Source organism: Mesorhizobium sp. CAU 1741 (genome assembly GCF_039839275.1).
Classification (GTDB): Bacteria; Pseudomonadota; Alphaproteobacteria; order Rhizobiales; family Rhizobiaceae; genus Aerobium.
Window position 1 is genome coordinate 123666 of sequence record NZ_JBDOQP010000003.1, and the last position, 14707, is coordinate 138372.

Here is a 14707-nt window from a genome sequence, read left to right on the forward strand (position 1 = left end):
ATGCCCTTCAATACCGGTCCGCGAAACCTCATCACCGATGTCGCCGGCCTGCGCGTCGGCAACGCCCAGGACGAACGACTGAAGAGCGGCGTCACCGTGCTGGTTCCCGATGCTCCGGCCGTCGCCGGCGTCCAGGTGCTCGGCGGCGCACCCGGAAGCCGCGAGACCGACGCGCTGGAGCCGCACAATTCGCTGGCCGCGATCCACGCATTGGTCCTGTCCGGTGGATCGGCCTTCGGCCTCGATGCCGCATCCGGCGCACAGGCGGCCCTGCGTGAGGCCGGTGTCGGTGTCGAGGTGCGCGGCCAACGCGTGCCGATCGTGCCGGCCGCGATCCTTTTCGACCTCATCAATGGCGGCGACAAGGACTGGGGACGCTACCCTCCCTATCGCGAGATGGGCTACGAGGCGACGTTGTCAGCCGGGCTCGACTTCGCCCTCGGCACGGCCGGTGCGGGAACCGGCGCACTGACCGCCGGCCTCAAGGGCGGCCTCGGCTCTGCCTCGACAGTCCTGCCGGGCGGGGTCACCGTTGGCGCTCTCGTCGCGGCCAATCCGCTGGGCTCCGTCACCGTGTCCCGCAGCGCGCATTTCTGGGCAGCCCCCTTCGAGATCGGCGACGAGTTCGGCGGGCTCGGCCTGCCTTCGCCGATGCCTAGCGACGCGGCCGAAATACGATGGAAATTCGGCGAGAGGCAGCAGGCCGAGGGCAATACAACCATTGGCATCATCGCCACCGACGCCGTCCTCACCAAAGCTGCCGCCAAGCGGCTCGCGATCGCTACCCATGACGGTCTGACCCGGTCGATCTGGCCGTCGCATACGATGGGCGACGGCGATCTCGTCTTTGCACTCGCCACCGGCGCAAGCGGCGTGGAACTTGACGAGCTCGCCATGCTCGAGCTTCACGCGATCGCTGGTGCCACGATGGCGCGCGCCATCGCGCGCGGCATCCATCAGGCCTCCCCCGCTGCCGGCGACCTCTTTCCGGTCTGGTCCTCGCGTCTGGGCTGAAGACCGTTATTCGCTTGCCGCTGCTGGCTTGACAGACCGCGTTCTACCATGACGGATTCAGATAAAGTCTGGAGGTATCCGCCATGAAGCGCTTCGCTGCACTGCTGCTTGCTCTCGCAATCCTTCCGCTTTCGCTTTCCGCCCGCGCCGGCGATGCCGCAGAGCTGAATATTCTCGGCTTCTCCGCCGACGGCGGCGTCTTCGCCTTCGAGGAATACGGTATCCAGGACGGCTCCGGGTTTCCGTATGCCAATCGCTTCTATATCGACACCGCAACGGACGCGTTCCTGCCAGGCACGCCGATACGCGTGCGCATCGACGATGAAGCCGCCTCCCTTGAAGACGCACGGGCCGAGGCGCGGACCAGCGGCGAAGCGATCGTCTCCGAGGCCGAACTCGCTGCCAACCGTGGCACCACAGCGGGCTACAATGCGATCACCGAACTTTCGGCAGACCCGCATCGCATGACCGTGAACCCGCGCAAGGTCATGCCGCCGATCGACCAACCCGTGGAGTTCCGCCTTGATGAGATCCCGTTTGAGGCGTCGCAGACCTGCGAACCCTTTGGCCCGGCAATGGGTTTCCGCCTGGTGCGTACCGGCCTTGAGCCCGGCAAGACCGCTGCTCTCCTGCATGAGGACACTTCGATCCCAGCCAGCCGCAACTGCGCCCTCGGCTACCGTATCGGCGCCGTCCAGACGTTCTTCCCCGAGGCCGGCGATCCGGTCTTCGCCGTATTGATCAGCGTCCGGTCTTTCGGATTCGAGGGTCCCGATCATCGCTGGATCGCCTTGCCCGGACGACTTTGATCTTGTCGCAAGTTGAGGAATGGCACGGGCTCTGCTAGGGAGCCCGCATCTTCCCACGCACTCAGGACGAGCCCCATGATCCCGCGCTATTCGCGACCCGAAATGGTTTCCATCTGGTCGCAGGAAACCAAGTTCCGGATCTGGTTCGAAATTGAAGCGCATGCCTGTGATGCTCTCGCGGAACTCGGCGTCATTCCCAAGGAAGCGGCTGAGACGATCTGGGAAAAGGGCGGCGCGGCGACGTTCGACGTCGCCCGCATCGACGAGATCGAGCGCGAGACCAAGCACGACGTCATCGCGTTCCTGACGCATCTGGCGGAGTTCGTTGGGCCCGATTCCCGGTTCATCCATCAGGGCATGACGTCGTCCGACGTTCTCGACACGTGCTTTTCGGTGCAACTCGTCCGCGCCTCCGACCTTCTGCTCGCCGACATCGACGCGCTGCTGGCTGCGCTGAAGAAGCGCGCCTTCGAGCACAAGGACAGCGTCACCATCGGCCGCAGCCACGGCATCCATGCCGAGCCGACGACGTTCGGTGTCAAGCTGGCGCAGGCCTATGCCGAGTTCGAGCGCTGCCGCGAGCGCCTCGTCCATGCCCGCGCCGAAATCGCCACCTGTGCCATTTCCGGTGCCGTCGGCACCTTTGCCAACATCGATCCAAAGGTGGAAGAACACGTCGCCGAGAAACTCGGCCTGACGCCAGAACCTGTGTCGACACAAGTCATTCCACGCGACCGCCACGCCATGTTCTTCGCTGCGCTCGGCGTCATCGCGTCTTCGGTCGAGCGGCTGTCAACAGAAATCCGTCATCTGCAGCGCACGGAAGTGCTTGAAGCGGAAGAATATTTCTCGCCCGGCCAGAAAGGTTCTTCGGCGATGCCGCACAAGCGCAATCCGGTGCTGACGGAAAACCTCACCGGCCTGGCGCGCCTGGTTCGCGGCATGGCGCTTCCGGCGATGGAGAACGTCGCGCTTTGGCACGAGCGCGACATCTCGCATTCATCGGTCGAGCGCATGATCGGGCCGGACGCGACGGTGACGCTCGACTTCGCCCTCGCCCGCCTTACCGGCGTGATCGAGAAGCTGGTCGTCTATCCCGACACGATGCTTGCCAACATGAACAAGTTCCGCGGCCTCATTCACTCGCAACGGGTCCTGTTGGCGCTCACCCAGGCAGGTGTGTCGCGTGAAGACGCCTACCGTCTCGTGCAGCGCAATGCGATGAAGGTGTGGGAGCGCGGCGCCGATTTCCTCGAGGAACTGCTCGGCGATGAGGATGTCCGCGCCGCCCTGCCCGAAGCGACGATCCGCGAGAAGTTCGACCTTGGCTACCACACCAAGCATGTCGACACGATCTTCAGGCGGGTGTTCGGAGAGGCGTGACCAGAACGCCTTATGCGCCTTGGGCCGGAAGCACCCTGACCTCGTTGCCCCACGGATCGCTCGAAACGCTTTGGGCTGATGCCTCCTTCGACAGCAGTTCCACGAAGCCGAGCCCGGTCCTGTCGCGCTCCCTCGGCCCCGCTCCCCGGCTTTGCCAGGAGTTGGCACCGATGTGGTGGTGGTAGCCGCCCGAAGACAGGAAGACCGCCTGCCCGCCATAGTTGAGCATGGTGTCGAGACCCTGCTGGTCGTTCCACCACGCTTCCGCAGCCTTCACATCGCCGACGCGCAGGTGGACGTGGCCGATAACCGTGCCCTCGGGCGCGCCCGTCCAGGGTTCGCCACTGCCGGGTTCGCTCATCAGGTCCTGAAAATTGAGCGCATCGGTTCCCATGTGGACGGTGTCGCCGACGAAGCGCCAGGCGTCGCGGGGCCGGTCAGCGTAGATCTCGACGCCGTTGCCTTCGGGGTCGGTCAGATAGATCGCTTCGCTGACCGCATGGTCCGAAGCGCCATCGATCTCGATGCGATCATCGATCGCATGCTGGGTCCAGCGCGCAAGGTCCACGCGCCGCGGCAGAAGGAACGCAGTGTGAAACAGCCCCGCGCTGCGCGGATCGTCCTCCTTGAGCGAGGCGGACCCCTCGATCTCAAGAACTTCCCGACCGCCTGCGCCAAGCGCTATCACGTTGCCCGACCGGCGCATCTCATCCAGTCCGAGCACGCCCTTGTAGAAATCCGCCACGCGGTTTGCGTCGCGCGCGCGCAGTCCCACGCGACCGACGCTGATCGGGGTCGTTGCGGCAAAAGGCAGGTGTTCCATCTCATTCTCCACGGGGGGCGCATCCGGCATACCGGCTTGAATGTCGGGATCGTGCGTCCAGATCAACACATGCGGTTCCGCCAGGCCTTTCACAAGCCATGCCGATGGCGAACACCGTGTTCACACTGCCGCGACGGTTGCCACGCAGCACCCGCCTCGCTACATGGTCGCGAAGCTTACGGCGCTTCCATCGTGCAGGATAGAACCTCTTGAAGAACCCGCTCACATTCGCCAGAACCGCACTCGCCTCTCTGCGCGCCTCCATAGACGCCCAGACGGAGAGCGTGCGCGCGATGGAGCGGTCCGTCGCGATCGCCGCCGAAGATATTGCGGCGATCAGCGCGCGCCAGGATGCGCTGCTTGCGGAATTGCGCCGACAGGGTGCGGCCGCCTTCGGTGCGGCCTTGGATCTTCGCGGCACGGATGCAGCACGCTACCGTGATCCGCTCTCGCTGACCCATGCGCCCGGCCAGGTTTACAGCCAGGTCAACGAGGACGGCATCCTGGCCGAAATCTTTCGTCGCATCGGCGAGACGAACCGCCAGTTCGTGGAGATCGCCGCCGGAGACGGGATCGAAAACACCACCCGTCTGCTGCTCGACCTGGGCTGGAGCGGTCTGTGGGTCGAGGCCGGCGACAAGGAAGCGGCATCCATTCGCGCGGTGGCGGGCTCGTTCATCGACAGCGGCGCGCTCACCTTCATCGACTCGCGTATCGACCGTGAGAATGTCCGCAGCCTTGTCGCACCAAATGTCGACCCGGAGCCGGACCTGCTGTCACTCGACATCGACTACAACACGTCCCATATCTGGCGCGCGATGGACTTTTTGCGGCCTCGCGTCGTCTGCATCGAGTACAACGGCCACTACCCACCGAGCGTCGCCTACGAGGTGCCCTACCAGGCCGACGGCGCATGGCAGGGAACGACGCGTTTCGGCGCCAGCCTCAAGGCGCTGGAACTGATCGGCCGCGACAAGGGCTACAGCCTGGTTGCCTGCGACGGCCATGGCGTCAACGCGTTCTTCGTTCGCGACGATCTGTGTAACGCCCAGCGCTTCCAGGCGCCCTTCACCGCCGAACATCACTACGAGCCGCCGCGCTATGCATCGGTTCACATGCGCGGCCACGACAGGCATGGCTGACCGCCTTCAGCCGGCCTGCGCAAACCCGACAGCGAAGAGCATTCAATGAAGGTCAAGGACACCGACATTCTGATGATCCCGGGCTACACCAATTCGGGACCGGGACACTGGCAGACGCGTTGGGAGCGAAAGCTTTCAACCGCGCGCCGCGTCGAGCAGGCCGAGTGGTCCAAGCCGGTGCGCGACGACTGGGTTGCAAACGTCAAGGAAGCGATCGAGAACGCAGAACGTCCGGTCGTTCTGGTGGCGCATTCGCTCGGCATCCCGACTGCAATTCACGCGCTGGGCGAAATCAGCAAACCCGTGGCGGGCGCGTTCTTCGTCGCGCCCCCAGACGTCGCCAACCCGGCGATCAGGCCGAAGCATCTCATGACGTTCGGCCCCTACCCGCGCGATCCGCTGCCATTTCCCTCCATCACCGTCGCCAGCCGCAACGATCCGTTCTGTGCCTTCGACGTGGCCGAAGACATTGCCGGTGCCTGGGGTTCGCTGTTCATCGATGCTGGCGAAGCCGGCCATCTCAACGCCGAGTCCGGCCACGGCCCATGGCCGGAGGGCTCCATGACCTTCGCGAGTTTCCTGTCGCGGCTTTGACCTATTTGATTGATGCGCGTGCGGCATCCAGCAGGCTGGCCGCGCCCATCGTCATGTAGCGCTGCTCGTTGCCCATGGCGATCAGCCGGTAGCCCATCGTGACAAAGCGGCCGACCAGCTTGGGATCGACCACATAGATCGCCGCATGCTTGCCGGCGGCCTTTGCGCTCGCGCCGATCTGTCCGACCGCCTCCATCATGTCTTCCAGGGCCGGGTCCATCACCGTTCCCTTGGTCCATGCAATCGAGAAATCGGACGGCCCCACAAGCACGCCATCGATACCGTCGACGGCGAGAATGTCGTCGACGATCGCCAGCGCTTCGCGCGTCTCGATCATGGCGAATGCCAGCGTCTGCGCGTTCTGCTCAGCCAGCCATCGGGCGGAATCCGGCTGCTGGGCGCGCTGCATGGCAAAGCCGGCTCCCCAAGAACGCTGGCCAACGGGCGGATACTTCATCGACGCCGCGAATGCGCGCGCATCCTCGATCGAATTCACCATCGGCGCGATGATCGCCTCGGCGCCGAAATCCAGGGCCCGGCTGGCCATGTCGAAGCGGCCGACGGGAATGCGCACGAGGCCGGGTTTGCCCGAAGCGACGATCGGCATCAATCCGCGCAGGACGCTGTCCTCATGATGCCCGCCATGTTGCATGTCGAGCGTCACCGCGTCGACGGGCGCGGCGGTCAGCGCTTCGATGGTCAGGGCGTCGGGTATTCCCGACCATGCGGTAAAGACCGTTTCGCCGGCGTTCAGGCGTTCTGCAAGCGTCATATCGGAAGAACCTCTCTGTGCATCCGGCCATTCAACCAGAAAAGGCCGGTGCGGCAAAGAAAACCGCCCGGCTGGCGGGCGGTTTGGTGCCTACTGGATCAAGGTCGCGATCAGGTGTTCTGAATCTGCATCACCGCCTGCGCCAGCAGTTCTTCCATGGTGCGGCGAATCTGGTGATCCGACTGGGTGACGCCCGCCGCGTCGAAATCGGCCCGAACCTTGCGGAACACGTCCTCGTCGCCGGCTTCCTCGAAATCCGCCTTGATGACCTCGAGCGCATAGGCATCGGCATCCGCGCCGGTCTTGCCGAGCTTTTCGGCAGCCCACAGGCCGAGCAGCTTGTTGCGCCGCGCCAGCGCCTTGAACTTCAGTTCCTCGTCATGCGCGAACTTCTTCTCGAACGCATCCTTGCGATCGTCCATGCTGGCCATGAGTTAGTCCTCCGGTCGGTCTCGAATCCTGGGTCCCGATATGGGGCTGCCGATCACAAATCAAAAGCCGCTGCCCGGGTCAATATGCGCGCGATGCCGCAGCCGCAAGCGAATTGCTGTTGGATAGGCTGGAAGCGTTCCAATTGCCGATTGAGCAAACCGCGCGATTGCGGTAGAGACCGCGGGGAATCCACGTCGCCGCCGACCGCGGCGCTCCAACAGGAGCCAGGCGCTGTCCCGCTCCAAGACCAGAGATAGCCATGAACCGTCGCCGCCGCATTTATGAAGGCAAGGCAAAGATCCTTTACGAAGGGCCCGAGCCTGGCACGCTGATCCAGTTCTTCAAGGATGACGCCACCGCGTTCAACAAGAAGAAGCACGAAGTCGTGGATGGCAAGGGCGTGCTCAACAACCGCATCTCCGAGCACATCTTCACCCATCTCAACCGGATGGGCATCCCGACCCACTTCATTCGACGCCTCAACATGCGCGAACAGCTCATCAAGGAAGTCGAGATCATCCCGCTGGAGGTCGTGGTGCGCAACATCGCGGCCGGCTCACTGGCCAAGCGGCTCGGCATCGAAGAAGGGACCATGCTGCCCCGCTCGATCATCGAATTCTACTACAAGGCCGATGCACTCGACGACCCGATGGTCTCCGAAGAGCACATAACCGCGTTCGGCTGGGCCTCGCCGCAGGAACTCGACGACATCATGGCCCTGGCCATCCGCGTCAACGACTTCCTCTCGGGCCTGTTTCTCGGCGTCGGCATCCAGCTCGTCGACTTCAAGATCGAGTGCGGCCGTCTCTATGAAAACGAGATGATGCGCATTGTCGTCGCCGACGAGATTTCGCCGGACTCCTGCCGCCTGTGGGACGTCGTCACCAACGACAAGCTGGACAAGGACCGGTTTCGCCGCGACATGGGCGGCCTCGTCGAGGCCTATCAGGAGGTCGCGCGCCGGCTCGGCATCATGAACGAAAACGACCCGCCGCGCCCCTCCGGACCGGTGCTGGTCTCGTCGAAGCCCGACAAGGGCAGCGTCCACTAAGTCTGAATACGGAACGACATGATCAAGGCTCGCGTGACCGTAACGCTCAAGAACGGCGTTCTCGACCCCCAGGGCAAGGCCATCGAGGGCGCGCTCGCCGCGCTCGATTTTTCGGGCGTCGGCGCGGTGCGCCAGGGCAAGGTCTTCGACCTCGAGCTGGACACCGCCGACAAGGCCACGGCCCAGAAGGAGCTGACGGCGATGTGCGAGAAGCTCCTCGCGAACACGGTGATCGAGAACTATAGCATCAGTATCGCTTGATTTATTGACAGGAGGCCCCGATGGCCGAAGTCACCAACGAACTGATGTACGAATTGCTGAAGTCTATCCACCAGCGCATGGATCGCGTTGATGCGATCCTAGGTGAAGTCAAACAGGAAATAGTATCCATCCGCTTGTCGGTGATGGGAATACACACGGATATCACAACATCTACGGCATCCTGTCACGTCATGACGAACGCCTCGATCGCATAGAACACCGGCGCGAACTGGCAGAACCCCAAAGGCCCTACGACCCGCAATGAAATCCGCCGTCGTCCTCCTCCCAGGCCTCAATCGAGACCGCGACATGATCGCGGCGCTGACCAAGATTGGCGGCAAGTCGCCGGCCACCGTATGGCAGACCGACACGGAAATCCCGGATGTTGACTTGATCGTCATCCCCGGTGGCTTCTCGTTCGGCGACTATCTGCGCTGCGGCGCCATCGCGGCCCGCATGCCTGTGATGCGGGCGATTGCCGCAAAGGCCGCGCAGGGCGTCAAGGTGATGGGCGTGTGCAACGGCTTCCAGATCCTGCTGGAAGCAGGTCTGCTTCCCGGCGCGCTGATGCGCAATGCGTCGCTGAAGTTCGTCTGCCGCGAGGTCAAGCTCGAAGTCGCCAACGCACAGACCGCCTTCACCAGAGGCTACGGCCAGGGCCAGATCATCCGTTGCCCCGTCGCGCACCATGACGGAAACTATTTTGCCGACGCGGAAACGCTCGCCCGCCTGGAAGGCGAAGGCCGGGTGGTTTTCCGCTACGCCGAAGGCACGAACCCGAACGGTTCGATGAACGACATCGCAGGCATCATCAACGAAGGTGGCAACGTGTTCGGCCTCATGCCGCACCCCGAGAACCTCATCGAGGCGGCCCATGGCGGCAGCGACGGTCGCGCGCTGTTCGAAAGCGTGCTGGAGGCCGCCGCGTGAGGATGATATCCGGCGCTGCCTGTTTCGCCGGGCTTGCCCTGATGGCTGGCTGCCAGGCATCACCCACGCCGACGGCTCCCAGCAGCGGCGGCAAGAGCGCGGCGCTGCGCAACATGGAACAGGTCGCCACCGCCGCGCATCGCTGCTGGTTCGCCAGCAAGGACGCAACCTTCAGCGACTACAGCTTTGCCAACGAGCTGAACTCGTTCAGCGGCAGGCCACGCTTCCTGCTCGTTCCGCGCGGCGATTATGGCGGCAGGCCGTTGCTGGTCGTGCAGGCGGAGGGGGCTGCCGGCACGGTGACGAGTTTCGGTCCACTCATGGACGGGCCATCCGCCGCGCGCATCTCCGCCGACATAAGGCGGTGGTCGGCAGGCGGTACGGATTGTGCCGGCACGGCCTGAACTTCGGAAGACGAGATGACCATTCGCAACGACATCGCCATCACCGACGAGCTCATCGCTTCGCACGGCCTCAAGCCCGATGAATACCAGCGCATTCTCGATCTGATCGGTCGTAAGCCGAGCTTCACGGAACTGGGCATCTTCTCGGCGATGTGGAATGAGCATTGCTCCTACAAATCGTCCAAGAAATGGTTGCGCACGCTGCCGACCACCGGTCCGCGCGTCATTCAGGGTCCGGGCGAAAACGCCGGCGTGGTCGACATCGGCGACGGCCAGACGGTGGTCTTCAAGATGGAGAGCCACAACCACCCATCCTACATCGAGCCGTATCAGGGCGCCGCCACCGGCGTCGGCGGCATCTTGCGGGACGTGTTCACCATGGGTGCGCGGCCGATCGCGGCAATGAACGCGCTGCGTTTCGGTGACCCCGCGCACGCCAAGACGAAACATCTCGTCTCCGGCGTCGTGGCCGGCGTCGGCGGATATGGCAATTCTTTCGGCGTCCCGACGGTCGGCGGCGAGGTCCAGTTCGACGCCCGGTACAACGGCAACATCCTCGTCAACGCCTTTGCGGCGGGCCTGGCGGATGCCGATTCCATCTTCTATTCGAAAGCCGAGGGCGTCGGCCTTCCGGTCGTCTATCTCGGTGCAAAGACCGGCCGCGACGGCGTTGGCGGCGCCACCATGGCGTCTGCGGAGTTCGACGATTCGATCGAGGAGAAGCGCCCGACCGTCCAGGTCGGCGACCCGTTCACCGAGAAATGCCTGCTCGAAGCCTGCCTTGAGCTGATGGCGTCCGGCGCCGTCATCGCCATCCAGGACATGGGCGCGGCGGGCCTCACCTGCTCGGCGGTCGAAATGGGCGCCAAGGGCGATCTCGGCATCCGGCTCGACCTTGACAAGGTTCCCGTGCGCGAGGAGCGCATGACCGCCTACGAGATGATGCTGTCTGAAAGCCAGGAGCGCATGCTCATGGTGCTGCGGCCCGAAAAGGAGGCCGAAGCCGAGGCGATCTTCCGCAAATGGGGTCTCGACTTCGCCATCGTCGGCGAAACCACCGACGACCTGCGCTTCCGCGTCTTCCACCAGGGCAGCGAGGTGGCCAACCTGCCGATCAAGGAACTGGGCGACGAAGCGCCGGAATATGATCGCCCCTGGACGGAGCCGAAGGCACCTGCCCCGGCACAAGACGTGCCGGTCATGGACATCTCCGAAGCGCTGCTCAAGCTGCTCGGTTCGTCCAACCTGTCCTCGCGCCGCTGGGTGTGGGAGCAATACGACACGCTGATCCAGGGCAACTCGCTGCAACTTCCCGGCGGAGATGCTGGCGTGGTGCGGGTCGAGGGTCATGATACCAAGGCGCTGGCCTTTTCGTCAGACGTCAATCCGCGCTACTGCGAGGCCGATCCCTATGAAGGCGGCAAGCAGGCAGTGGCCGAGTGCTGGCGAAACCTCACCGCCACCGGCGCCCTGCCCCTGGCCGCGACCGACAATCTCAATTTCGGCAATCCCGAGCGTCCCGAGATTATGGGCCAGTTGGTCCATGCCATCAAAGGCATCGGCGAAGCCTGCCGCGCGCTCGACTTCCCGATCGTGTCCGGCAACGTCTCGCTCTACAACGAGACCAATGGCCGTGGCATCCTGCCGACCCCGACAATCGGCGGTGTCGGGCTCATCGACGACTGGTCGAAGATGGCGCGCATCCGCTTTGCGGCCGAAGGCGATGTCATCGTGCTCGTTGGCGGGCCCGCCGAGCTGGGCGGTCATCTGGGCCAGTCGGCATACCTGCGTGAACTCTTCGGCCGCAATGAGGGTCCTGCGCCCGCCGTCGATCTCGCGCATGAGAAGCGCGTCGGGGACCACGTCCGCGACCTGATTCGCTGCGGCATCGCCACCGCCGTCCACGACTGTTCGGATGGCGGCATGGCCGTCGCGGTCGCCGAAATGGCCATCGCATCGGGGATCGGCGCGACGCTTGCCCTGCAATCCGGAAACGACGGCGTTGCATGCCTCTTCGGCGAAGACCAGGGACGCTACGTCGTCACCATGTCCGAGGCGGACTTCGCCGGCCTGGCGCCGCTCAAGGGTGTCTCCTGCGTGCGCATCGGAACAACGGGCGGCCAATCCTTGAAGCTCTCGGAAGCACATGCCATATCGGTGGCAGAGCTGAAGATGGCACATGAAGGCTGGTTTCCCGCCTTCATGGGAAACTGACGGGGGTTGATCATGGCGATGGACGCGCACGACATCGAGCGGCTGATCAAGGAAGGCATTCCGGATGCCGTGGTGACGATCCGCGATCTCGCCGGCGATGGCGATCACTATGCCGCGGAAGTCGTGGCCGAGAGCTTCCGGGGCAAGAGCCGGGTGCAACAGCACCAGATGGTGTACAATGCGCTCAAGGGCAACATGGGCGGCGTGCTGCACGCGCTTGCGTTGCAAACCAGCGCGCCGGACTGAAGCACGCGATTGCACCTTGCTCGCAGGTGCAATACATAGAGGACCAAGCACCTCATTCGCCGGGCCTTTAACCCGGCCAGGAAAGGACAAGCCATATGAGCGAGATCACCGGATTCATCGATAACGAAGTCAAGGCCAATGACGTCGTGCTTTTCATGAAGGGTACCCCGGGTTTTCCGCAGTGCGGCTTCTCCGGTCAGGTTGTGCAGATTCTCGACTATCTCGGGGTCGACTACAAGGGCATCAACGTGCTCACCTCCGACGAGCTGCGCCAGGGCATCAAGGAGTTTTCCAGTTGGCCGACCATTCCCCAGCTCTACGTGAAGGGTGAATTCGTCGGCGGCTGCGACATCATCCGCGAGATGTTCCAGGCCGGGGAACTGCAGGATTTCTTTGCCGAGAAAGGTGTCGGCATCCGCGGCGCGGCCTGAATGGCCGGCTGCCTCCCCTCCGACTAGCCAAGGGGAATATCAGATAGAGCGATGCGCCGGGCCCCCGGCGCATTTTTTCGTCTTTCAGCACAGGAGAACCGGTCATGCAGCAAGAGACCGGAGAACGACCGGCAGCCGGACTGGCTTTGCCGCGTTTCGAATTCATTGCCCTTGCGGCCGCCATGATGGCCCTCAACGCACTGGCCATCGACATCATGTTGCCGGCCTTGCAGCAGATCGGCGGCCATCTCGGCGTCGCCGACGAGAATGCCCGCCAGTTCGTGATCACCGCCTACGTCGCCGGGTTCGGACTCACCCAACTGGTTTTTGGTCCGCTATCCGACCGTTTCGGGCGACGCGTTCCGCTGCTCGTCGGCATGACCATCTATGTCATCGCGGCCTTCGCCTGCGCGTTTGCGCCGAGCTTCGGCATTCTTCTGGCCTTGCGATTCGTGCAGGGGCTTGGTGCCGCTGCCACCCGCGTCATCGCCGTCTCGATCGTGCGCGACACGTTTGGCGGGCGCGCAATGGCCGAGGTCATGTCGCTGATCTTCATGGTGTTCATGGTCATTCCGGTGGTCGCGCCCGGTGTTGGCCAGGTGCTCCTGCTCGCCTTCGACTGGCCGGCGATCTTCGTGTTCATGGGCATCATGGGTTTTGTCTTCACCTTCTGGACCTGGGCTCGCCTGCCCGAAACCCTGAAGGAGGAGTATCGCCGCCCCTTGCGCGCTTCTGTCATTCTGGAAGGCTTCCGCATCGTCGCCACTAACCGCATGTCGGTGTGCTACACGATCGCGATGACGCTGATTTTCGGGGCGCTGTTCGGGTTCATCAACTCCGCCCAGCAGGTCTATATCGGCATCTACGAAGTCGGCACCATGTTTCCGCTCTATTTCGCCGTCGTCGCTGGCCTGATGGCGTTTTCGTCGTTCGCCAATTCGCGGCTGGTCGGGCGTTTCGGCATGCGGCGCATGGCGCATGGGGCGCTGCTGGGCTTCATCGTGCTCACCGGCGCCGCATTTGTGCTGGCAACGATGGGGCCGGTGCCGCTATGGGCGTTCACCAGCCTATTCGCGCTGTCGATGATGACCTTCGCGTGGATCGGAGCGAACTTCAATTCGCTTGCCATGGAACCGCTCGGCCATGTGGCGGGCACCGCGTCGTCCGTGCAGGGCTTCTTCCAGACGGTTGGCGGCGGCCTGGTCGGCGCCAGCATCGGCCAGGCGTTCAACGGCACCATCGTGCCGCTTGCCGCCGGCTATTTCTTCGCCGGCGTTCTGGCCCTGATCATGGTGCTCATCGCCGAGAAGGGCCGGCTGTTCAAGCCTCAGAACCCGCCGGTCTGAGAGCAGCGAAGTCGAACAGCGTGCGGTCGAGCAGATGGCTTGGCCGCACATTTCCCATCGCGCGCATCATCGTATCCTTGCGCCCCGGCATGCGCTTCTCGAGGTCGTCCAGCATCGCCTTCATGGCGTTGCGCTGGAGCCCCTCCTGACTGCCGCAAAGGTCGCATGGAATGATGGGGAACGCCATCGCCTCGGCAAATCGCGCCAGGTCGGCTTCGGCGCAGTAGGCGAGCGGCCGGAGCACCGTCACGTCGCCATCGTCGTTCAGCAGTTTCGGCGGCATCGCGGCCAGCCGGCCGCCGTGAAACATGTTCATGAAGAACGTTTCGAGGATGTCTTCGCGGTGGTGTCCCAACACCAGTGCCGCGCACCCTTCCTCGCGCGCGACCCGATACAGGTGTCCCCGGCGCAGTCGTGAGCACAGGGAGCAGTAGGTTCGGTTTTGGGGGATCTTGTCGGTGACGATCGAATAGGTGTCCTGATATTCGATGCGATGGTCCACACCGATCGATGTCAGGTAGTCCGGCAGGATGTGCTTGGGGAAATTCGGCTGGCCCTGGTCGAGATTGCAGGCCAGCAGGTCGACCGGCAGCAGGCCGCGCCATTTCAGGTCGAGCAGCAGCGCCAGCATCCCGTAGGAATCCTTGCCGCCAGAGAGTGCGACGAGCCAGCGGTCGCCCGGCCGGACCATGGCGAAATCGCCGAGCGCCTGGCGCGTATCGCGCAGCAGCCGTTTGCGCAGCTTGTTGAACTCGACGGTGGACGGCACCGCCTTGAACAGCGGGTGGCACGCATCGTCCTCGATGGTCGCGGGCGGCAGATGCAGGTTCAAGGCTGCAGACTCCTCAATGGGGC

General features: G+C 63.8%; 18 protein-coding genes. 14 read left to right on the forward strand and 4 right to left on the reverse strand.

The window, feature by feature from the left end; translation table 11 throughout:
• The 3 genes from AAFN84_RS14275 to purB all read left to right on the forward strand — a co-directional run bounded on the left by AAFN84_RS14275 (position 1) and on the right by purB (position 3206).
• Positions 1 to 1014, forward strand: coding sequence for a P1 family peptidase (locus AAFN84_RS14275; RefSeq protein ID WP_347515273.1), 1014 nt, complete (start codon positions 1 to 3; stop codon positions 1012 to 1014).
• An 83-nt stretch (positions 1015 to 1097) separates the two neighbouring features.
• Positions 1098 to 1823, forward strand: coding sequence for a DUF2259 domain-containing protein (locus tag AAFN84_RS14280; RefSeq protein WP_347515274.1), 726 nt, complete (start codon positions 1098 to 1100; stop codon positions 1821 to 1823).
• Between the two features lie 75 nt (positions 1824 to 1898).
• On the forward strand, positions 1899 to 3206 hold the full coding sequence (gene purB, locus AAFN84_RS14285; protein ID WP_347515275.1) for an adenylosuccinate lyase: 1308 nt from the start codon (positions 1899 to 1901) through the stop codon (positions 3204 to 3206).
• 10 nt (positions 3207 to 3216) lie between these two features.
• On the opposite strand, the gene AAFN84_RS14290 is transcribed toward purB, so the two are convergent.
• Positions 3217 to 4029, reverse strand: a complete 813-nt coding sequence (locus tag AAFN84_RS14290) for a VOC family protein (protein WP_347515276.1) — start codon at positions 4027 to 4029, stop codon at positions 3217 to 3219.
• 209 nt (positions 4030 to 4238) lie between these two features.
• Here AAFN84_RS14290 and AAFN84_RS14295 point away from each other — a divergent pair, with 209 nt between their 5' ends.
• Both AAFN84_RS14295 and AAFN84_RS14300 read left to right on the forward strand, forming a co-directional pair.
• A complete protein-coding gene (locus AAFN84_RS14295) occupies positions 4239 to 5171 on the forward strand; it encodes a hypothetical protein (RefSeq protein ID WP_347515277.1) in 933 nt (310 codons plus the stop codon).
• 45 nt (positions 5172 to 5216) lie between these two features.
• The gene (locus AAFN84_RS14300) at positions 5217 to 5765 is read left to right on the forward strand and encodes an alpha/beta hydrolase (RefSeq protein ID WP_347515278.1); all 549 of its coding nucleotides are present in this window, start codon (positions 5217 to 5219) and stop codon (positions 5763 to 5765) included.
• Between the two features lies 1 nt (position 5766).
• On the opposite strand, the gene AAFN84_RS14305 is transcribed toward AAFN84_RS14300, so the two are convergent.
• Positions 5767 to 6537: an aldolase/citrate lyase family protein gene (locus AAFN84_RS14305; RefSeq protein WP_347515279.1), complete on the reverse strand. Its 771-nt coding sequence runs from the start codon at positions 6535 to 6537 to the stop codon at positions 5767 to 5769.
• Between the two features lie 110 nt (positions 6538 to 6647).
• Complete coding sequence (locus AAFN84_RS14310) at positions 6648 to 6968, reverse strand: DUF1476 domain-containing protein (protein WP_347515280.1); 321 nt, start codon at positions 6966 to 6968, stop codon at positions 6648 to 6650.
• 260 nt (positions 6969 to 7228) lie between these two features.
• Between AAFN84_RS14310 and purC the strand changes: the two genes are divergently transcribed.
• The 9 genes from purC to AAFN84_RS14355 all read left to right on the forward strand — a co-directional run bounded on the left by purC (position 7229) and on the right by AAFN84_RS14355 (position 13852).
• Positions 7229 to 8020, forward strand: coding sequence for a phosphoribosylaminoimidazolesuccinocarboxamide synthase (gene purC, locus AAFN84_RS14315; RefSeq protein ID WP_347515281.1), 792 nt, complete (start codon positions 7229 to 7231; stop codon positions 8018 to 8020).
• 18 nt (positions 8021 to 8038) lie between these two features.
• Positions 8039 to 8281: a phosphoribosylformylglycinamidine synthase subunit PurS gene (purS, locus tag AAFN84_RS14320; RefSeq protein ID WP_347515282.1), complete on the forward strand. Its 243-nt coding sequence runs from the start codon at positions 8039 to 8041 to the stop codon at positions 8279 to 8281.
• Between the two features lie 20 nt (positions 8282 to 8301).
• The gene (locus AAFN84_RS14325) at positions 8302 to 8496 is read left to right on the forward strand and encodes a hypothetical protein (RefSeq protein ID WP_347515283.1); all 195 of its coding nucleotides are present in this window, start codon (positions 8302 to 8304) and stop codon (positions 8494 to 8496) included.
• A 46-nt stretch (positions 8497 to 8542) separates the two neighbouring features.
• Positions 8543 to 9211 (forward strand): phosphoribosylformylglycinamidine synthase subunit PurQ, encoded by a 669-nt coding sequence (gene purQ, locus AAFN84_RS14330; protein ID WP_347515284.1) that lies wholly within the window; start codon positions 8543 to 8545, stop codon positions 9209 to 9211.
• A gap of 2 nt (positions 9212 to 9213) precedes the next feature.
• On the forward strand, positions 9214 to 9615 hold the full coding sequence (locus tag AAFN84_RS14335; RefSeq protein ID WP_347515710.1) for a hypothetical protein: 402 nt from the start codon (positions 9214 to 9216) through the stop codon (positions 9613 to 9615).
• Between the two features lie 15 nt (positions 9616 to 9630).
• Complete coding sequence (gene purL / locus AAFN84_RS14340) at positions 9631 to 11829, forward strand: phosphoribosylformylglycinamidine synthase subunit PurL (RefSeq protein ID WP_347515285.1); 2199 nt, start codon at positions 9631 to 9633, stop codon at positions 11827 to 11829.
• Between the two features lie 12 nt (positions 11830 to 11841).
• On the forward strand, positions 11842 to 12075 hold the full coding sequence (locus AAFN84_RS14345) for a BolA family transcriptional regulator (protein WP_347515286.1): 234 nt from the start codon (positions 11842 to 11844) through the stop codon (positions 12073 to 12075).
• A gap of 95 nt (positions 12076 to 12170) precedes the next feature.
• Positions 12171 to 12506, forward strand: a complete 336-nt coding sequence (gene grxD / locus AAFN84_RS14350) for a Grx4 family monothiol glutaredoxin (RefSeq protein WP_347515287.1) — start codon at positions 12171 to 12173, stop codon at positions 12504 to 12506.
• 104 nt (positions 12507 to 12610) lie between these two features.
• On the forward strand, positions 12611 to 13852 hold the full coding sequence (locus AAFN84_RS14355) for a multidrug effflux MFS transporter (RefSeq protein WP_347515288.1): 1242 nt from the start codon (positions 12611 to 12613) through the stop codon (positions 13850 to 13852).
• Here AAFN84_RS14355 and ttcA read toward each other — a convergent pair.
• Positions 13827 to 14684 carry a tRNA 2-thiocytidine(32) synthetase TtcA gene (gene ttcA / locus AAFN84_RS14360; RefSeq protein ID WP_347515289.1) on the reverse strand — a complete coding sequence of 286 codons (858 nt, stop codon included), beginning with the start codon at positions 14682 to 14684 and terminating at the stop codon, positions 13827 to 13829. The genes AAFN84_RS14355 and ttcA overlap by 26 nt on opposite strands.
• Positions 14685 to 14707 lie beyond the last annotated feature (23 nt).